Source organism: Streptomyces sp. NBC_01233, from assembly GCF_035989305.1.
In the GTDB taxonomy this organism is placed as follows: Bacteria; Actinomycetota; Actinomycetes; order Streptomycetales; family Streptomycetaceae; genus Streptomyces.
Genome location: NZ_CP108514.1, coordinates 9,086,532 through 9,104,870 on the forward strand (window position 1 = coordinate 9,086,532; position 18,339 = coordinate 9,104,870).

Consider the following 18,339-nt stretch of genomic DNA (forward strand, 5'->3'; position numbering starts at 1 on the left):
CCCACGCATCCCGACCCGGCTTCGCCATCAAGCAGGTTCGGCTGAGGGGAGACCCTTCCCGGCTCGCTGACGATGCCGGGGTCATGCCTGTGCGCCCGTTGTCGTTGTCCTCGGCCTGGCCGTAATCCAGCACTTGTGTGGTGGCAGACCGGTCACGGCCCCGTGAGTGATCCGAGCAGCAGGAGCCCATGTGACCACCCAACGCATCGACGTGATCCACCCTGCCGACATGCGCCCGACAGACGTAGAACTGTGGGGCGAGCTGCGGGCCAGGACAGCACCCGTGGCCAATCCCTTCATGAGCCCCGAGTTCTGCCAGGCGGTCGGCCGTGTCCGGCCGGGTGCCAGGGTCGCGGTGGTGCGCCAGGACGGCGAGCCCGCCGGCTTCTTCCCCTTCGAGCGCGGCCGGTGGAGCCGCGGCCGCGCGATCGGCCTGGGCGTCTCCGACTCCCAAGGGGCTGTCCTCCACCCTGACCTGCACCTGGATCCGCACGAGCTGCTGCGAGCCAGTTCCCTGAGCGTCTGGGAGTTCAACCATCTCGAAAGCGGCCAGGACTTGTTCCTCCCCTTCGCCACAGGGCGCTTCGCCTCGCCCGTCATCGACGTCCCTGGCGGCTACACCCACTACGAAAACCTGCTCCGAACAGGCTCCCGCAAGTTCCTCAAAACGACGCTGGCACAGGATCGCCGCCTGGGACGGCACGTCGGACCGCTGAAGTTCGTATTCGACGAACGGAACCCGGCCGCCTTGCGGACGCTGATGGCGTGGAAATCCGCCCAGTACCGCCGAACAGGCCGACGCGACCGGTTCGCCCAAACCTGGATCAACAACCTGGTGCGCATCCTCGCCGACACCACCGAACCCGCCTGCACGGGCGTGCTGTCGGTGCTCTACGCAGGTGACAGGCCTGTCGCCGCGCACTTCGGACTGCGCTCGCGCACCGTCCTGTCGTGCTGGTTCCCCGCGTACGACCGGAACTTCGCCAAGTTCTCCCCCGGTCTCGTTCTCCATCTCCGCATGATCGAGGCAGCCGCTGCCGCCGGCATCGAAATGCTCGATCTCGGCAGGGGTGATGCCGCCTACAAGGATTCCCTCAAAACACGGGAGCTCATGGTGCATGAAGGCGCCCTTCTGCGGCCCAGGCCGGGTGCGGCTGTCCACTGGCTCAGCCGCGAGCCGTCACGTGCTGTCCGCCGCTTCGTGAGAGAGCGACCCCAACTCAAGGCCGCAGCCGTACGCACCCTGGAGACAATCGGCAAGATGCGTGACCCCCGCCCCTGAACAGCACCGCACCAGCGCCGAGACACCTTCCATGACCGGCTGATCGTTTCGGAATGCCGCTGACTGGTTCGCTACGAGGTCCGGTTCGTCTTCTGCGACGACAAAGGCGAGCCGTCGGGCTCGACTGCGGTCGCGGGGACCGCAGTCGAGCCGGGCTGCTACTCGACGGGGCGTGAGCGGGGGTCGGCCCACCAGTCAAGGGTGAACGTCTTCAGGGCGTCGAGGTCAAACGGGGTACAGCTCAGCGTGCGGTAGGCGTTGACGGCCTTGAAGGCCTCTTTCTGGGCAGGGGCGGGTCCGGCAACGACGCGGCCGGACAGCGGGTCGGTGACATAGTTCCGCAGTGCGTCCAGTTCGGCTGCTTCGAGCTGGGGCCGGTACTGGACGATGATGAAACCGTCGCCGATGATGTGGCCGAATGCGGATTCGGGGGCCGGCTGGTCGGGCTCGGTGAACTGCACCTTCGGGTGGCCGGAGTCACCCACGAACGACTCGGTGCGATCGCGGACCTGGCAGTGATTCAAGGCCTGCGCGCTCTCGGGCGGGTTGCCGACGACCACCAAAATTGCGGCAGCCACTACGCCGCATGCCACGAGCGCGGCTTGTGCGCCTTGCAGCACGCGCTTGGCGGGGCGGAACCGGGTAGGGAGCCTGCGGGCGGCCGCAGCGAGGGCGATGAATGCGACGATCGCGATCATCTGCCCCATCTCCACGCCGAGGTTGAACGCCAGCACCCGCAGGACCTTGCCGTCCTCCGGCAAGTTCAGGTCCTGCAAGCGAGTGGCCAGGCCCAGCCCGTGGATGAGGCCGAAGCCGGCGACGGTGGGGGCGAACCAGCGGCGGTGTCCCGCGCCGAGCAGGCCGACCACGCCGGTGAAGACCAGGCTGAGCGCGATCACGACGTCGACGGCGACCGGGTTTACTCGCCAACCGGCGAGTGTGGCGATCAGCAGGGTGGTGCTGTGGCCCAGGGCGAACAGGCTGATCAGCCCGGCGGCGCGGCGGGCCGAGCCGGCCAGAAGGAGAACGGCGCCGACGAAGAGCAGGTGGTCCCATCCCAGCAGCATGTGCGTGGTGCCCAGCCAGACGAACTCCGGTGCGCTCTTGCCGGCCGCGGGGCCGATGCCGTGCGCGGACGCCGACGGCGCGGACGCTGCAAGGAGCAGGGCTGTCAACGATATGAGAGCAGCACCTCGGTGTTGTGGGTTGAGCATGCGTGACCTTTCAGGAGGCAGGCACATTCGTGGCGCCACGGCAGCAGGGCATCGCCGAGATCCGCCATCGCCTGGCCCGTTCCTCGGGTGGCGACGGGCCGCGGCAGACCATGCGCGCGAGAGCACGGAGGCCGGTCTGAGATGCGTGGTGTGGCGCTGCAAGCCGGCCTCGTGGTGGGTCAGCCTGGCTCCGCGCCGGGCGAGCATATCCGTCATCGCGCAAGGCTTGTCAGGCTTGGCTCGCCGGTGGCCAGCGAGGTCGGTGCCCGGGCGCGACGGCCGGGCCGGCGAGGTTGTACCCGTCCGAGATCGGCGCCAGCCTGCAGACGGCCGGGGCACCGGCGAGGGTGACCTCGCCCGGCACGACCCCGTGGGCAGTACAACCCACAGGGAGGAGATGCTGAGGGTGGTTCGGTTCGGCCTCGGCAGCGCCGTGTGGGACTCCAACTCGACATCGGCGGCCGCAGAGACGGAGGCCAGAAGGAGGGCATCGGCTGCGAGGGCCGAAGCGGCGACGGTGCGGGTGATGAACGGGGTGCGGTTCCTGGTGTTCTACGTGTTCGCTCCCCCCATCGCATCCGGAGACGACTGGAGGAGTAAGGATGTCCTGTTCAGCAGCCCGTGTAACTCCCGAGACTGACCGATGCCCGACCGGGCCCGGACCGCTGTCACACGATGCGCAGCACCGGCCTGGTGTCGGGATTACCCAGGAGCTGTCGGACACGGGCCGGATACCACCCGAGCTCCTCAGCCAGACGCGGAATCGTGAGCCCCTTCTCCCGTTCGGCGAGTTCGTACGCCTGAATGAGGAGCGAGGGTTGCTCACCGGGGAATCCTTCGACGGGCTCGGCGGTGAAGCCCGGCTGCCCGTCCAGGGCCCGCAGGCGCTGGTAGCCGCGGCTCGCGGTCGCGTCGGAGATCATGCCCAGCTCCCGGCAGCGGTAGATGAGCGAATCGACGCCGACTCCCCAGACGCGGCGGATCTCGGTGAGCTGCGCAAGATCGAGGCGCTGGGGCAACAGCGGGGCGATGCTCGCCGCCGGGGTGAGGAATTCAGCGGCGAACGCGTCCGCTTCGCGCTCCTGTCTGCTGTCGCCGGTGGCGTCGCCGTGCAGAACGAGGTGACCGAGCTCGTGCGCGGCCGTGAAGCGGTGGCGGTACACGTCGTTGGTGCGGTTGGGGGTGAGGATCGCCACGGGCCGGGCCGGGCCGAGCGGGAGGAGAAGGCGTCGACCGTGTGTGCAGCCTCGTCCGCCGTCGGAAGGACGACCACGATCCCGTGGGCTTCCATCCGTCGGACCAGATGGGTCACCGGGCCGTCCCCGAGGCTCCACCGCCGCCGAAGTTCGCGTGCGGCCGCCGCCGGATCGAAGGGCAGGCCGAGGCCGGGTTGGACCTCCCCGCCAGCGAAGCCGGGCAGGTCGACGGGCGGGAGCTGGACCCGCTTCTCCAGGGCGTACGTCAGTTCCCAGACCTGTTCGGCGAAGGCGAGGGCGCGCTCGCGCTGTGCCTTGGGCGTGCTGCGCAGAGCGCGGAAGTGCGCCATAGAGGCGTCGAGCCGGTTGCTGGGCCGGCCGGCGATGAAGAAGGGCATGGGTACGTCAAGCGTGGCGGCGAGCCGGGGGAGGAGGTCCGGCCGAGGCTTCGACACGCCCGTCTCGTACTGCCCCACCGCAGCAGGCGTCACGCCGAGGTGCTCGGCCACATCCTTCTTGGTCATCCCCGCCAGCCGTCTCGCCTGGGTGAGGCGCGTGGGGTCGAAGGCGTCGTAGACGGCGCGCGGAGTTGCACGGCGGTCGGTCGTGCCGGGGAGCAGGGGCTGTTCAGTCTTCATCGTCCTCGTTGGCCAGTGGTTCGATCGGGTCCTGCTCGGTCATGGGGGACGTCTCGCTTCTCCTCCACGTCCGGCCTCGCGAACAGCAGGGCACGGGCTGCTCGCCCGCATCGAAGCTGACGTGCTCCGGAGCCGTGGCTCGCTGCGGAACAGCGCTGAGCCTACGCCGACTCGGCGTGGCCGACAGGGGGAGGGGCTCGGGAGTGGTGACCCACTCGAGGCTGCCCTGGTCGTCGATGAGGGAGGCGACTCCCCAGTACGGCTTGAGCAAGCCGTGGGGGTTGCAGGCGTACGGAACGAGCACCAGGCGGGTGCCTTCGGGGAGGGCCGCCAGTTTCGGCCGGACCTCGATTCCGCCGGGGCCGAGCTCGTGGTCGTCGAAGAGCATCGACTGGCTCGGCTCGGGCGCGAAGGTGAGATGAACGGGCCCACGGACGGCAGCTTCGCCTGCCGGGCGCTGATGTCCTCAGTGGCGAAGCGGAACGGGTAGAGCAGCCCACGCTCAAGGTGAACGAGGTTGAAGGGGAAGTCGTTCGGCTTGAAGATCGTCGCACCCTCGACGTCCTCGAACTGCCGGGCCACCTGTCGAAACGAACCAGGCCAGCGAGTCCCTCCGTAGGGGTGGTTGGTCCCGACATCGCCTTCGTGCTGAGCGGCTTGGGCGTTTGCCTGCATGTCGACGAGCGCCTGGCCGAGCCGTTCCTGAACGAGCTCGACCCGATCCTTGCCGAACAGGCTCACAGCCCAGGGAGGTTGTGCGTGGTTCGCGTTCACCGGTCCTTCCCGATGAGGCACTTCCGAATGAAGCACAGGAACACGCCTAGCGCTTTAGTCTATCGCGGCTATCGTGCACAACTGCTTCATTGGTTGACCTCTCGGGTGCCGGGATGGCGGCCCGGGACCTTGCGGGCTATGGCAGGTGAGCGGATGCGACACCCATGCCCGAGTTCGTGAGCTGCGCATGGTGACCACGAACGCCTTGAAGGTGCCTCGGCGCGGTCGGCCGCACCCCGCACCTCCCCGCGTCGGTGACGACGTAGTCAGGCGCGTCCTGCTGGGGAAGCGCCTGTTCGGCTAGCTGCCGAGTTGGCCGGCGGTGGCGGCGACGGGGATCGGGATCTCGAAGTGGACGGTCCCGTATCCGCCGTGCTCGCCCGTCGTCCGCGCGTCGCAGACCTCGTCGGCCATGCCGCGCCAGAAGGCTTCCGCGCCGGGGATGTCGACGTTCGTGTGCAGGTAGACGGTGTCGTATCCGGAAACGCCTGCGGCGAACTCGCAGGCGGCCCTCACCATGGCACGGGCCAGTCCGTGCCTGCGGTGGTCCGGGCGCACGTACACCCGTAGGAGCTGGGCCGTGCGCCCGGACGGGTAGCGCTCGGTGAGCCAACGGGGGTGCGGGGGGTGGGCGGGGCCCCGGGAGTTCAGGGCGGTGGTGGCGACCACCTCTTCGCCCAGGACCGCCACGACGAGGGTGTGGCGCGGGTGTGAGAGGTAAGTGTGCTGGATGTCGACGACGTCGTCGTGCCACTGGGGTACGTACCCGTAGTCGAACTCCCGGTAGAACGTGTCGAGCATGACGCTCCGCGCGCCCGGTACGTCCTCGGGCCTGGCGTGCCGTACCGAGTACGGCCCGATCTCTTGACTTGCTGGCAGGTCTCTCATGGCTCGGTGGCTCCCTTCCGGCACTCCGGTCTCGTGAGCGGCAGGCTACCGGAAATCCGACCTATTGGAAATGAAAACTATTTCCGGTAGCTTCCTCCTCGGTTCGGTGCGGGCGCCTTCTGTCTGGCGGTCCGCTTCGCAGGTATGCCCCGCGGTCGCGGCGGCATTTCGAGAGGAAGTCCTTTGGCGCATCTGCTGGTTGTCGAGAGCTGGGTGGGGTCGATGAGCAGGCTGCTGCCCAGGGCGATCCGTGAAGGCGGGCACGAGTTCACCTTCGTCACCCGCGACCTGCACCACTACCTTCGCGGCGCCGGATCCGACGGCCCGCACCCCCTGCTCGCGGCGCGCAACATCATCACCGCGGACACCAACGACATCGACGAGCTGCTGCCCCACCTGGAACGGCTGCACGCGGTGCTCGCCTTCGATGGGGTTGTCTCCTCGTGCGACTACTACCTGCCGGCCGTGGCCCGGATCGCCGAGCGGCTGGGCCTGCCCGGCTCGGCCGCCGAAGCCGTCGAGGCAGCCTGCCGCAAGGACCTGACCCGCCGGGTGCTGGCCGAGGCCGGCGTGCCAGGCCCCCGCTTCGCGCTCTGCGCGGACGCCGTGCAGGCCGCGGCCGCCGCCCGGGAGATCGGCTATCCGCTGGTGGTCAAGCCCGTGGACCTGTGCGCCGGGATGCTGGTCCGCGAGGTCCGAGACGAGCGGGAGCTGGAGCTCGCCTGTCGGGCGCTCGCCGAGTTCCCGGTGAACGCGCGCGGCCAGGAACGGATGCCCGTCGTGCTCCTCGAAGAGCTGCTCACCGGCCCCGAAGTCAGTGTCGAGACCGTCTCCTTCGGCGGTGTCACGGGCGTGGTCGGAGTCACGGACAAGAGCATCGGCGGTGCGCCAGCCTTCATCGAGACCGGCCACATGTTCCCGGCCGCGGTCGCGCAGGTCTCGGAGCGGGAGGCCGTCGACACGGCCGTGGCCGCGATCAAGGGCCTCGGTCTGGACCACGTCGTGTGCCACACCGAGATCAAACTGACCCCCGAGGGGGCCAAGCTGGTTGAGGTCAACCCCCGCCCCGCGGGCAACCGGATCACCGAGCTGGTCCGCCACGTCACGGGCATCGATCTGGCCGCAGCCTGCGTGGACGTCGCCCTCGGTCAGACGCCGGATCTCACGCCGCGCCCGACCGGCGTGCAGAGCGCCGCGATTGCCTTTCTGCTCCCCGACGCCACCGGCACCCTCACCGGGATCCAGGGCGCAGACGAGGTTCGGGCTCAGTCCGAAGTGCTGGAGCTCACCCTGGCCGAGCCGGGTCGTTCCGTACGTGCTGCGACCAGCAACAACGAGTACCTCGGCCACATCATGACCGCCGACACGCGGGGCAGCGGGGCCCGGGAGGCCGCCGAGCGGCTCCTGGCGCACCTGCACCCCACCTACGAAGAGTGTTCGGCCGAGCTGCCCTCGGCGGTGCCCGCATGACCGCACCCACCCTCCACGAGCCCGCCGTACGCACCCTCGACCAGCTCATTGCGCACGTCCGCGCCGGTGGCTACGGTCCCGACCCCGCCCAGGAACGCATCGCGCTCGCCTTCACCACCGCTCAGGCAGTCCGCCATGCGGGGCGCAGCAGTGGTTACCGCAACGAGGTCCTCAGCCTGCGCCTGCACGCGGCGGTCGGATCCTGCGCCGTGGAACCGGGGGCACTGCCCGCGGCGGCACTCGACGACTGTGTCGGGGCCTCGGTGGCCGAGCTCCTCGACCACCGCCTGCTTGCCGTACGGATCGCCGCGCTCGACGCCTACCTCGCCCACGTGCGCCCCCACACTCCCGACCACGGCGCCCGCCCATACGCCCTCCCCGCCGGCGGCTCCCTCCAACGGTCCCAGGCCAGGGCCCGCGCCGTCGTCGATCTGCTGCCCGCGACCCGCCCGCGCCGTGTCCTCGTCATCGGCGTGGTCAACTCCCTGCTGGAGCAGTTGCGCGAGCGCGGCCTGGGCTACGTGCCCTGCGACCTCAAGGGCGGCGCCACCGAATGGGGCGAGCCCGTCCTGACCGATGCTCTCGCGGAACTCGAGGACTGCGACGCGATCCTCGCCTCGGGCATGACCCTGGGGAACGGCACCTTTCAGCCGCTGCTCGAGCATGCCGTGGCCACCGACAAGCCCCTGGTCATGTTCGCCCAGACCGGCAGCGCGATCCTGCCGAGGTTCCTCGGGGCCGGGGTAAGTGCCATTTCCGCCGAGCCGTACCCCTTTTTCTGGCTCGACGGCGGTCCCGGAGTCATCCACCGCTACGGAGGCACCCGGTGACCACCGCACCCCCGTTGCACCGCCCGCCGACCCGCAGCGCGAACCCTGAACTGCTGACGCTGATCGGCCGCACCCCGCTCGCCCGGATCCGCACGGAACTGCCCTACGCACACCCCGGCTTCTGGGCCAAGCTCGAATGCCTGGGCGCCGGCGGAATGAAGGCCCGGTCCGCCGTGTCCATGCTGCGCGGCGCCCGACAGCGCGGCGAACTCCGCCCGGGCGCCACCGTGGTCGAATCCACCTCCGGGACCCTGGGCATCGGGCTGGCCCTCGCCGGGCAGGCGCTCGGACACCCGGTCGTGCTGGTCGGCGACCGCGAACTCGAACCGTCCATGCGGCAGCTGCTGCGGACGTACGGCGCGCAGCTGGAACTGGTGGAGCGGCCCGCGGCAGAAGGCGGCTGGCAGGCCGCCCGGATCGCACGGCTGCACGAGGTCCTGGCCTCGACACCGAACGCCTACTGGCCCGACCAGTACAACAACCCCGACAACGCCGCCGGATACCTCTCCATGGCGGCCGAACTCTGTGAGCAGATCGAGCACCTGGACGTGCTGGTGTGCAGCGTCGGCACCGGCGGACACAGCGCCGGCCTCATCGGCCCGCTGCGCCGCCGCTGGCCGCGGCTGAAGGTGATCGGCGTCGACTCCATCGGCTCCGCCATCTTCGGCCAGCCCGCCCGGCCCCGCTTGATGCGCGGGCTCGGCAGCAGCATCCACCCGCGCAACGTCTCCCACCACGCCTTCGACGAGGTCCACTGGGTGGGCCCCGCCGAAGCCGTCGACGCCTGCCGCAGGCTCGCCCGTACCAGTTTCGTCAGCGGCGGCTGGAGCACCGGCGCCGTCGCCCTGGTCTCCGCATGGGCCGCCCGCGTCGAGACGGGAGCGGTCGTCGCGACGGTCTTCCCCGACGGACCGCACCGCTACCTCGGCACCGTTTATGACGACGACTACTGCCACGCGCACGGCCTCGACCGAGCCGAACTCGCCGTCCGTCCCGTGGAGATTCCACACCCGCACGCGGTCGAGGCCATCGGCTGGACCCGCTGCCGCACCGTCGTCGACCCGCTCGCGGCGAGCCGTCCGCTCCTGCCCGCACCGGCCCGGGAAGGTGCCGCATGAGACTGACATGGCACACCACGGAGCTGGAACTGGCCGAGCCGCTGCGCATCTCCCGCTCCGTGATGGTCCGCCGCGACGCCGTCTGGATCTCGATCGAGCACGGCGGGCTGACCGGATGGGGCGAGGTGGTCAGCAGCGACTACCTCGGCCTGCCCACCCCCCGCATCGTCCGGCACCTCACCATGGTGCGAGCCGGCATCGAGCGTCTGCCGGACCCCGAGACCGCGTGGGACGAACACGTCACCGAATCGCTACCCGGCTTGTCGGAGCTGCCGGCAGGTGTGCTCGCCGGGGTGGAGGCGGCTCTGCTCGACCTGGTCGGCAAACGGGCCGGCCGCCCCGCCCACCAGATGCTGGGCGCACACACCGCGCCGGCCGTGCAGACCGCCCGTACGATCGGCATCGTCGCGCCCGTACAGGCGGCCGCACAGGCCGCCCGCCTCGCCCTCGCCGGCTTCACCGTGCTCAAGATCAAGGCCGGATCGCCCGATCCGGCGGAGGACCTCGCCCGGGTGCGCGCGGTACAGGTCGGAGCCCCAGCGGTAAGCCTGCTCCTCGACCCCAACGGAGCATGGACCGAGCGCCAGGCAATCGACCTGCTGCCGCGCTTCGCCGAACTCGGCATCACCGCTGTTGAACAGCCCATCGCGCCGGGCAGCCCCGACTCCCTCGCCCGCGTGGCGAAGGAATCCCCGGTCCCCGTCATCGCCGACGAAGACGCCGTCTCCTACGAGGACGCCGTCGCGCTCGCCGGACTGGTCCACGGAGTCAACGTCAAACTCGCCAAATGCGGCGGGGTCCGCGCCGCCCTGCGCATCCACGACGCCCTGCGCGGCAGCGGCACCGACCTCATGCTCGGCTGCCTCACCGCCAGCTCGCTTGGCATCGCCCCGGCCGTCCACCTCGCCGACCGGGCCCGCTGGGTCGACCTCGACGGGCACCTGCTGCTCGCCGACGACCCCTGGACGGGCATCGACGGCGCCGACGGCACCGTACGGGCCGCCGACCGAGCAGGCCTCGGAGTCAGGCGCACCCACATGGCGGTCGTGCGGTGAAGATCGTCAGCTCGATGCGGGGCTTCCCGCTCGCCGTACGCCTCCTCCTGGTCAACCAGCTCGGCGTCAACACCGGCTTCTACCTGCTCATCCCGTATCTCGCCACCCACCTCACCGACGATCTGGGGCTGTCGGCCGCTGTCGTCGGTATCGTCCTCGGCCTGCGTAACCTCAGCCAGCAGGGCCTTTTCCTGATCGGCGGTTCCGCCGCCGACCGGCTCGGCGCCCGCGGCGTGATCATCGGGGGCTGCGCCCTGCGTACGCTGGGATTCGGCCTGTTCGCCCTCGGCGACAGCCTGCCGCTGCTGCTCGCCGCGTCCATACTCAGCGGGCTCGCGGGGGCTCTCTTCAACCCCGCCGTACGGACCTACGTCGCCCAGGAGGCGGGGGCGCGCAAGGCCGAGGCGTTCGCGCTCTTCAATGTCTTCGCCACCACCGGGGCGCTGCTCGGCCCGCTGCTCGGCACCCTGCTGCTGCTCGTGGACTTCCGGGCCGCCGCCGTCACGGCGGCCGGTGTGTTCGCCGTCCTCACCCTTGCGCAGCTGCTGGTCCTGCCCGCCCACAAGGTCCCGGCCCCCGACACCGGGGTGCTCGGCGACTGGCGGGAAGTCGCGGGCAACCGCCGCTTCCTGGTGTTCTCCTGCGCCATGGTCGGCATGTACGGCCTGGAGAACCAGCTCTATCTGCTGTTGCCCCGAGCGGCCACCGAAGCCTCCGGTTGGAGCGGCTCGGTCGGCCTGCTGTTCCTCGCCGGGACCGTCGCCAACCTGCTGTTCCAGCTGCGCATCACCCGCGCCCTGAAAGCCCGGGGGAGCAGCGGCCGCTGGATAGCCACCGGCCTGGGCGTCATGGGCCTCGGATTCCTGCCCCCGATGCTCGTGGCGGGCTCCGCCACCGCCCACGCCCTGCACCTCCTGCCGGTGCTCGCCGGGTCCCTGCTGCTGCACCTCGGTGTGATGGTCGCGCAGCCCTTCGTGATGGAGCTGATACCGGCCTTCGGGCGCGCGAACCTGACCGGGACGTTCTACGGCCTCTTCTACGCGGTCTCCGGGGTCGCGGCCGCGGCTGGCAGCGCGGCCATCGGCTGGTCCATGGACACCGCCGGCGACACCGGCCTGACCTGGCTGCCCTACGGCTGCTGCCTCGCCCTCGGCCTGGTCTCGGCAGCGGCCGTCGCACACCTCCAGCGCCAAGGAGTGCTGCCCCTGGGGCAGGCACCTCATCCGACGGCCCCGGCCTCCGCCGACCGGCCCCGAAGCGAGATCCGATGACAGAGACGACCAGCGGCAACCTGCTCACCGACCACCCCGAGCTCTACGAAGAGCGATTCCCCGACCCCGAACGGCTCGCCGCCCGCTGGACCGAGAACGTACTGGCCCTCCACGGCGCCGGACCCCGAGTCCTCGACATCGGCTGCGGCACCGGGCGTGACGCCGCCTGGCTGCACCGGGCCGGCCGCGAAGTCACCGGCATCGACACCTCCGAGGCCATGCTGGCCCACGCGGCCACGCACCATCCGGGCCCCGGCTACCACCCGGCCGACATGCGCGACTTCGACCTCGGAGCGACGTTCGACGCGATCGTCTGCCTGGACAGCGCCCTGCTCTACTGCCACACCAACGAGGACCTCGCCTCCTTCCTGGCCCGCTGCCGCGCCCACCTCACCCCCGGGGGACTGCTCGTCGCCGAAATGCGCAACGGCGCCTTCTTCCTCGGCAACACCGAACTCCTCGAAGGCCCGCGCACCGCCTCCTTCGCCTGGCGCGGCACCACGTACACCTCCCACACCACCCTGTGGATCGATCACGGCGCGCAACTCCTGCGCCGCCGGAGAATCTGGACCGCCGACGACGGCTGCCCACAGGAGGAGCAGCGCTCCGCCTGGAGGCTCCTCTTCCCGCAGGAACTCCGGCACTTCCTCACCGCCGCCGGGTTCGAGGTCCTCGCGCTGCACGACGGACCCGGCCCCCGCACCGAACCGCCGTGGAGCGAAGGCGAGGCCCCGCACGGGACCACGAGTTCCGACCGCCTCCACCTCATCGCCCGGCTCAAGCCCCACCTCAGCAACGGAGACGTCCCCGCATGAACGACGCCCGCTCCAGCCTCGCCCGCAGAGGCTTCCTCATCGCCACGGGCGCCACCGCCCTCGCCTTCACCGCGGCCTGCGGCACCGGTGCCACCACCCCGGATGCCAAGAACGCCGCCGAGGGAGCTCCCAAGCAGGGCGGCCGGCTGCGCGCCGCGTTCGCCGGCGGTGGCGCGGGCGAGACCCTCGACCCGCACGCCGCCAACCTGTTCGTGGACGCCGCCCGCGCGAAGGCGCTCTTCGACAAGCTCGCCGACTTCGGGGCCGACCTCGCTGCCGTCCCCAGGCTCGCCGAGCGCTGGGAGCCCAACGACGCCCTCGACACGTGGCGCATCACCGTGCGCAAGGCCGCCTTCCACGACGGCCGCCCGGTCACCGCCGAGGACGTCCTCCACAGCTACCGCCGCATCGCCGATCCCAAGGGGACCTTCCGGGCCAAGGCATCCCTGGAGCCTATCGACCTCGACGCGAGCCGGGCGGTGGACGCCTCCACCGTCGAGTTCAAGCTCAAGCGCCCGTACGCCGAATTCCCCAACGTCCTAGCGGCCTTCGGCGCGTACATCGTGCCCAAGGACGCCACCGCCTTCGACAAGCCCGTCGGCTCCGGACCGTTCAGCTTCGTCTCCTTCAAGCCGGGCAGCTCCCTGGTCGTCAAGCGCAACGACGCCTACTGGGAGGGCGCCCCACACCTCGACGAGCTCGAATTCGTCATCGCTTCCGAGGAGTCGGCCCGCGTCAGCGCCCTGCTCGGCGGCCAGGTCGAGTACGCCCACGAACTGAACCCGGCCACCGCCCGCACCCACGAGGGCAAGGGCAGGATCGACATCGTCCGCCTCCCGGGCAGCGCGATGCAGGGCTTCGTCATGAAGACCGACCGCCCGCCCTTCAACGACCCCCGGGTCCGCCAGGCCTTCTTCCTCATCGCCGACCGCAAGGAACTCGTCGACGGCGCCCTCTCCGGCGCCGGAGAGATCGGCAACGACCTCTTCGGCAAGGGCTACCAGTACTACCCGAGCAGCCTGCCGCAGCGCACTCAAGACCTCGAAAAGGCCCGTGCGCTCCTCAAGGAGGCCGGGGCCGAGGGCCTCAAGGTCACCCTCGACACCGCCCCCGCCGCCACCGGATTCGTGGAGGCGGCAGGCATCTTCAAGGAGCAGGCCGCCAAGGCCGGCGTCACCGTCGAGGTCAAGGTCGGCAACAAGGACACTTACTGGAAGGACATCCTCGACAACGGCACCTTCGCCTCCTACCGGTCCGGCGCCATGCCCATCGAGTCCCACATCTCCCAGAGGCTGCTGACCGGCTCCACCACGAACGCCACCAAGTGGCAGCAGAAGGACTTCGACGACCTGTACCAGCAGGCCCAGTCCACCTCCGATGTCACGCAGCGCGGTGCTCTGTACGAGCGTATGCAGCGCCGCCTGTACGACGAGGGCGGGTTCCTGATCTGGGGCTTCGCCGACTGGATCGTGGCCACGGCGCCGAAGGTCTGCGGAGTGTCCAAGACCGCCCCCGCCAACACCCTGGACTGGGCCCGCTTCGACAAGATCTGGCTCGCGTGACACCTCACCTGTCATGGATCGGCCGCCGCCTGCTCCTCGGCCTGGGGCAGACGGCGGCCGTCGTCCTGTTCATCTTCGCCCTCACCGAGGCGCTCCCTGGGGACGCCGCCGTCGCCCTCGCCGGAGACCAGCCCGACCCCGCCCGCATCGACCGCATCCGCGAGACGATGGGCCTGGACCGCCCGGCCGCCGCACGCCTCACCGACTGGGTCGTCAGCCTCCTGCACGGCGACCTCGGCACCTCCCTGATCAGCGGACGGCCCGTCACCGGCTACCTGACCGCCGGACTCGGCCCCACCCTCCTCCTCGCCACAGCCACCCTCACCCTGCTCACCCCGCTCTCCGTCGGGCTCGGCGTCCTGGCCGCCCGCCGCGAGGGCGGCCCGCTCGACCGGACCGTCAGCGCCCTGACCCTCGCCGTGCACGCCGTGCCCGAATTCGCCGTCGGGGTCCTGCTCGCCACGCTCTTCGGACTGTGGCTGGGCTGGCTGCCGCCCACCGCCGTCGGCGCCGACCCCTTCACGCAGCCAGCCGTCCTGATCCTGCCCGTCGTCGTCCTGCTGTCGCGGCCCGTGTGCACCATCAGCCGACTGGTGCGCGCCGGGATGATCGAGGCGATGGCCTCACCGTACGTCGCCCAGGCCCGCCGCTACGGGGTCTCAGGCACCCGAATCACCTGGACACACGCCCTGCCCAACGCGATCGCCCCTGCCACCCAGCAACTGGCCCGTACCTGCGACTGGCTCCTCAGCGGAGTGATCGTCGTGGAGGCACTCTTCGTGATCCCGGGCCTCGGCACCGTACTCATCGAGGCCGTCGCCGCCCGCGACATCCCGGTCGTCCAGGGCATGGCCGTGGTCTTCGGCATCGTCACCGTCCTGGTCAACCTAGCAGCCGACCTTGCTGCCCGCCGCTTCGCGCCCCGGTCCGAGGTGGCGGCATGAAGCAGAAGCCGGCACGGTCCCTCCTCGCCCTCGGACTGATCGTCCTGCCCGTCGCCCTCGCGCTGGCCGGGCCGTTCGTGGCGGGCTCTGCCGGCCCCCGCTCGGTCTCCTTCGCCTCCGGCGACGGGCACTGGCTCGGTACCGACTTCAGCGGCCGCGATGTCTGGCAACAGGTGCTCCTCGGAGGCCGCTCTGTCGTGCTCGTGGCGATCGCAGCCACCGCCCTCGCTTACCTCGTCGCCATCCCGCTGGGACTCGCCGCGGCCCTCACCCGCCGCACCTGGCTGGAGGAAGCGCTGATGCGGCCCCTGGACGTGGTCATCGCGGTCCCCTCGCTCCTGCTGGTGCTGCTCGTTGCGGCCACCCTCACGCCGGGACCCGTCGGACTGACCGTCCTGGTCGGGCTGGCCGCCGTACCCGACGCCGCCCGCGTCGTGCACGCGGCGGCCGCCGAGATCTCCTCCCGGCCCGCCGTGGAAGCGCTGCGCATGCAGGGCGAGTCCTGGTGGCGTACCGCCATCGGGTACGTGGCCCGCTCCATGCGCCGCACCCTCGCCGCCGACGCCGGGATCCGGCTGACCGGAGCCCTCTACCTGGTCGCGACTGCCGCCTTCCTCGGCGTGGGCGTCCAGCCGGACGCCGCCGACTGGGCGGTCATGGTCGACCGCAACCGCACTGGGCTGTTCCTCCAGCCCTGGGCCGTGGTCGTACCCGCCCTGCTCATCGCGGCTCTCTCGATGGGCACCAACCTCCTCTTCGACGCCGCCCTCCAACGGCACACCCCCCGGAAGGGAACGACGCGATGACCCTCGTCGCACACGTGCGGGACCTGCGCGTGGAGATCGACGGCCGGCCGATCGTGGACGGCGTGAGCCTCGCCGCCCAGGCGGGCAGGATCACCGCCGTCATCGGCCCGTCGGGCAGCGGCAAGACCACCACCGGCCTCGCCCTCCTCGGCGAGTACCCGGCCGGCGCCGTCGTCGACGGCGAGGTCCACACCCCCGCGGGCCCGGTCGGATACATCCCCCAGCACCCGGCGTCGGTCCTCAACCCCGCCCGTCGGGTGGGCGCGCTCCTCGCCGACATCGCCGCCCGACAGCGAGGAGACAGGCTCGAACGCAGGCGCCGCGTCGACGAGGCCTTGCACCTCGCTCAGATCCCGGATCCGGAGGCCACGCTGCGCCGCTTTCCCCACCAGCTCTCCGGCGGACAGCAGCAGCGGGTCGTCTTGGCTCAGGCATTGCTGCTGGGCGCCCGGGTCATCGTCGCCGACGAACCCACCACCGGGCAGGACGCGCTCACCAAACAGGGTGTCGTGGCGGAGCTGGCGGCCGTGGCCGCACGGGGCATCGCCGTCGTCCTCCTCAGCCACGACCTGGACGTCGTAGGGGAGCTGGCCGACGAGGTCGTGGAGATGCGGAACGGACGCGTCGTGAACCGTGGACCCGCCTCGTCGGTCCTGGAGGTTCTCGAACCGGAGCAGCTGAGCGCCGCGCGAACGCCACGCACCCGCGGCCCGATGCGTTTGGAGACGCGGAGCCTGACCGCACGGCACCGCACCGCGCGTGGAGCCGTCGAGGTGCTGAGCGGCATCGGGGTCTCAGTCGCGGCGGGGGAGTGCCTGGCGCTCGTCGGCCGTTCCGGCAGCGGCAAGACCACGCTGGGACGCTGCCTGGCCGGACTGCACTGCACGTACGAGGGCACGGTCCTGCTCGACGGGACGCCGCTGCCGCGCAGCCTGCGCTCCCGTCGGCGGGCAGAACTGGCCGCCGTGCAGTACGTGTTCCAGGATGCGAAGGCCGCCTTCGACGAGCACCGGCCGGTCCTCGACCAAGTCGCCCGCAGCGCCGTACGGCTACGAGGCGCCGCCCCGGGGGAAGCGCGCCGTGCTGCCTTGAGAACCCTCGGCGAGTTCGGCCTCGGCGAGACCCTTGCCGGGCGCCGCCCGGGCGAGCTCTCCGGCGGCGAACTCCAGCGCGCGGCGCTGGCCCGGGCCTTGCTGGCCGGGCCGCAGGTCCTCATCTGCGACGAGATCACCTCCGGCCTCGACCCGGCCACGCGGACCACGATCCTCGACGCCCTCGCCCGCCTCAGGGAACGAGCCGAACTCAGCCTGGTGTTCATCACCCACGACATCGCGGCCGCCGACGCCCTCGCGGACCGGATCGCAGTCCTCGACTCCGGGCGCATCGTCGAGGCCGGCCCGGCCCGTGAACTGATCGAGACGCCGCGGCACGCCATCACCAAGGAGCTGCTGTCGGCCTCACTGGCAACGCTGCCAGGCAGCCCCCCGGGATGCTGATCGCGGGCATCCACGCGTACGCGCGTCCAAGGCATCCGCCTCGGTCACTTGATCGGGGTGCTGTCGGGGCGCCAGGAGATCGGCAGGATCTCGTGTCTTCGCCGGTTGCTGTCGGGGCTCCTCGGTTGGGCTGTGCCTCACCGGCTGACGTGACCGGAATCCCCGAACTCCTCTGATCTGCCAGGTTGTCGCATCAGACAGACCGTAAAACCGGAACAGGCCACGTCATGCGATCGTCCACTGTGATCCGCGAAGGCCGGACGGCAGACTTCCGGGCATGACCGAGACTCCACAGTCCGCTGACACCGCTCCCGACGAGGAGAAGTGGCTCACTCCGGGCGTGAAGGGCATCGGCTCAGCCAGCTTTCTGGCCGACGTCGGACACGAGATTCCCAGCGCCCTGTTGCCGTCGCTACTGACGTCCACCCTCGGCGCCCCCGCAGCAGCCCTCGGCGTGATCGAGGGAATCTCCGACGCCCTGGCGGGAGCCGCCCGCTTCGGTGGCGGCGTCCTCGCTGACGACCCAGCCCGCCGCCGCAAGGTCGCAGTCGGCGGCTACGCGACCACGGCCGTACTCGGCGCAGCGACCGCCGGAGCGACCGCTGTCTGGCAGGTCGGTCTCCTCCGTGCGGCCGCCTGGACTGCCCGAGGCCTTCGCGTTCCGGCCCGAAACGCTCTTCTCGCGGACATCGTCCCGGCGAAGACATACGGGCGGGCCTACGGCTTCGAGCGGATGATGGACAACCTCGGAGCGATCTTCGGACCCATCCTTGCCCTTGCCCTGGTCGCCTGGCTCGGCGTTCAGTGGGCGATCGGCCTTTCCGCCATCCCCGGCCTTCTCGTCGCGGGTGCGATCATCTACGCGATTCGGAAGACCCCCCGATCCACCAGCCGGGACAAGGCCCCACTCAAGATCCGCATCAAGCCCGTCCTGAGCGGCGGCCTCGGCAGGCTTCTGGGGGGCGGTCACAGCGTTTGAA

Annotated in this window: 17 protein-coding genes and 1 pseudogene; 13 read left to right on the plus strand and 5 right to left on the minus strand. The window is 70.6% G+C overall.

Annotated features, from left to right (window positions below):
- The first annotated feature begins 229 nt into the window (after window positions 1–229).
- Window positions 230–1,282, plus strand: a complete 1,053-nt coding sequence (locus OG332_RS42095; protein WP_442816406.1) for a GNAT family N-acetyltransferase — start codon at window positions 230–232, stop codon at window positions 1,280–1,282.
- Window positions 1,283–1,440: 158 nt separating this feature from the next.
- Here OG332_RS42095 and OG332_RS42100 read toward each other — a convergent pair whose 3' ends face one another.
- Window positions 1,441–2,712: a HupE/UreJ family protein gene (locus tag OG332_RS42100; RefSeq protein ID WP_327418386.1), complete on the minus strand. Its 1,272-nt coding sequence runs from the start codon at window positions 2,710–2,712 to the stop codon at window positions 1,441–1,443.
- Between the two features lie 46 nt (window positions 2,713–2,758).
- Here OG332_RS42100 and OG332_RS42105 point away from each other — a divergent pair, with 46 nt between their 5' ends.
- Window positions 2,759–3,136, plus strand: a complete 378-nt coding sequence (locus OG332_RS42105) for a hypothetical protein (RefSeq protein ID WP_327418387.1) — start codon at window positions 2,759–2,761, stop codon at window positions 3,134–3,136.
- A 28-nt stretch (window positions 3,137–3,164) separates the two neighbouring features.
- Here the strand turns inward: OG332_RS42105 and OG332_RS42110 are convergent, their stop codons facing one another.
- The 4 genes and pseudogenes from OG332_RS42110 to OG332_RS42125 form a co-directional block, all read right to left on the minus strand.
- A complete protein-coding gene (locus tag OG332_RS42110; protein WP_327418388.1) occupies window positions 3,165–3,692 on the minus strand; it encodes an ImmA/IrrE family metallo-endopeptidase in 528 nt (175 codons plus the stop codon).
- A 449-nt stretch (window positions 3,693–4,141) separates the two neighbouring features.
- Window positions 4,142–4,330: pseudogene (locus OG332_RS42115) on the minus strand (helix-turn-helix domain-containing protein); the annotation flags it as partial.
- Window positions 4,320–4,718 (minus strand): hypothetical protein, encoded by a 399-nt coding sequence (locus OG332_RS42120; RefSeq protein ID WP_327418389.1) that lies wholly within the window; start codon window positions 4,716–4,718, stop codon window positions 4,320–4,322. The gene OG332_RS42120 and the pseudogene OG332_RS42115, both read right to left, overlap by 11 nt.
- Before the next feature lie 686 nt (window positions 4,719–5,404).
- Window positions 5,405–5,992 (minus strand): GNAT family N-acetyltransferase, encoded by a 588-nt coding sequence (locus OG332_RS42125; RefSeq protein WP_327418390.1) that lies wholly within the window; start codon window positions 5,990–5,992, stop codon window positions 5,405–5,407.
- A 183-nt stretch (window positions 5,993–6,175) separates the two neighbouring features.
- Between OG332_RS42125 and OG332_RS42130 the strand changes: the two genes are divergently transcribed.
- The 11 genes from OG332_RS42130 to OG332_RS42180 all read left to right on the plus strand — a co-directional run bounded on the left by OG332_RS42130 (window position 6,176) and on the right by OG332_RS42180 (window position 18,338).
- On the plus strand, window positions 6,176–7,462 hold the full coding sequence (locus OG332_RS42130) for an ATP-grasp domain-containing protein (RefSeq protein WP_327418391.1): 1,287 nt from the start codon (window positions 6,176–6,178) through the stop codon (window positions 7,460–7,462).
- Window positions 7,459–8,292, plus strand: coding sequence for a Rossmann-like domain-containing protein (locus OG332_RS42135; RefSeq protein WP_327418392.1), 834 nt, complete (start codon window positions 7,459–7,461; stop codon window positions 8,290–8,292). The genes OG332_RS42130 and OG332_RS42135 overlap by 4 nt, the downstream gene beginning before the upstream one ends.
- The gene (locus tag OG332_RS42140) at window positions 8,289–9,410 is read left to right on the plus strand and encodes a PLP-dependent cysteine synthase family protein (RefSeq protein WP_327418393.1); all 1,122 of its coding nucleotides are present in this window, start codon (window positions 8,289–8,291) and stop codon (window positions 9,408–9,410) included. Before OG332_RS42135 ends, OG332_RS42140 begins: the two co-directional genes overlap by 4 nt.
- On the plus strand, window positions 9,407–10,465 hold the full coding sequence (locus OG332_RS42145) for a dipeptide epimerase (protein WP_327418394.1): 1,059 nt from the start codon (window positions 9,407–9,409) through the stop codon (window positions 10,463–10,465). Before OG332_RS42140 ends, OG332_RS42145 begins: the two co-directional genes overlap by 4 nt.
- On the plus strand, window positions 10,462–11,736 hold the full coding sequence (locus OG332_RS42150) for an MFS transporter (protein WP_442816298.1): 1,275 nt from the start codon (window positions 10,462–10,464) through the stop codon (window positions 11,734–11,736). Before OG332_RS42145 ends, OG332_RS42150 begins: the two co-directional genes overlap by 4 nt.
- The gene (locus OG332_RS42155; RefSeq protein WP_327418395.1) at window positions 11,733–12,551 is read left to right on the plus strand and encodes a class I SAM-dependent methyltransferase; all 819 of its coding nucleotides are present in this window, start codon (window positions 11,733–11,735) and stop codon (window positions 12,549–12,551) included. Before OG332_RS42150 ends, OG332_RS42155 begins: the two co-directional genes overlap by 4 nt.
- A complete protein-coding gene (locus OG332_RS42160; protein ID WP_327418396.1) occupies window positions 12,548–14,113 on the plus strand; it encodes an ABC transporter substrate-binding protein in 1,566 nt (521 codons plus the stop codon). The genes OG332_RS42155 and OG332_RS42160 overlap by 4 nt, the downstream gene beginning before the upstream one ends.
- Window positions 14,101–15,057 (plus strand): ABC transporter permease, encoded by a 957-nt coding sequence (locus OG332_RS42165; protein ID WP_442816407.1) that lies wholly within the window; start codon window positions 14,101–14,103, stop codon window positions 15,055–15,057. Before OG332_RS42160 ends, OG332_RS42165 begins: the two co-directional genes overlap by 13 nt.
- Window positions 15,054–15,863 carry an ABC transporter permease gene (locus tag OG332_RS42170; RefSeq protein WP_327418398.1) on the plus strand — a complete coding sequence of 270 codons (810 nt, stop codon included), beginning with the start codon at window positions 15,054–15,056 and terminating at the stop codon, window positions 15,861–15,863. Before OG332_RS42165 ends, OG332_RS42170 begins: the two co-directional genes overlap by 4 nt.
- Window positions 15,860–17,359, plus strand: a complete 1,500-nt coding sequence (locus OG332_RS42175) for an ABC transporter ATP-binding protein (RefSeq protein WP_327418399.1) — start codon at window positions 15,860–15,862, stop codon at window positions 17,357–17,359. The genes OG332_RS42170 and OG332_RS42175 overlap by 4 nt, the downstream gene beginning before the upstream one ends.
- Window positions 17,360–17,636: 277 nt before the next feature.
- Window positions 17,637–18,338, plus strand: coding sequence for an MFS transporter (locus OG332_RS42180; protein ID WP_327418400.1), 702 nt, complete (start codon window positions 17,637–17,639; stop codon window positions 18,336–18,338).
- Window position 18,339: the final 1 nt, after the last annotated feature.

Coding starts and splice junctions, on each gene's coding strand:
- OG332_RS42095 (WP_442816406.1), top strand. CDS start 230: ATGCGCCCGACAGACGTAGAACTGTGGGGCGAGCTGCGGGCCAGGACA.
- OG332_RS42100 (WP_327418386.1), bottom strand. CDS start 2,712: ATGACGGATATGCTCGCCCGGCGCGGAGCCAGGCTGACCCACCACGAG.
- OG332_RS42120 (WP_327418389.1), bottom strand. CDS start 4,718: ATGCTCTTCGACGACCACGAGCTCGGCCCCGGCGGAATCGAGGTCCGG.
- OG332_RS42125 (WP_327418390.1), bottom strand. CDS start 5,992: ATGAGAGACCTGCCAGCAAGTCAAGAGATCGGGCCGTACTCGGTACGG.
- OG332_RS42135 (WP_327418392.1), top strand. CDS start 7,459: ATGACCGCACCCACCCTCCACGAGCCCGCCGTACGCACCCTCGACCAG.
- OG332_RS42145 (WP_327418394.1), top strand. CDS start 9,407: ATGAGACTGACATGGCACACCACGGAGCTGGAACTGGCCGAGCCGCTG.
- OG332_RS42155 (WP_327418395.1), top strand. CDS start 11,733: ATGACAGAGACGACCAGCGGCAACCTGCTCACCGACCACCCCGAGCTC.
- OG332_RS42160 (WP_327418396.1), top strand. CDS start 12,548: ATGAACGACGCCCGCTCCAGCCTCGCCCGCAGAGGCTTCCTCATCGCC.
- OG332_RS42170 (WP_327418398.1), top strand. CDS start 15,054: ATGAAGCAGAAGCCGGCACGGTCCCTCCTCGCCCTCGGACTGATCGTC.
- OG332_RS42175 (WP_327418399.1), top strand. CDS start 15,860: ATGACCCTCGTCGCACACGTGCGGGACCTGCGCGTGGAGATCGACGGC.
- OG332_RS42180 (WP_327418400.1), top strand. CDS start 17,637: ATGACCGAGACTCCACAGTCCGCTGACACCGCTCCCGACGAGGAGAAG.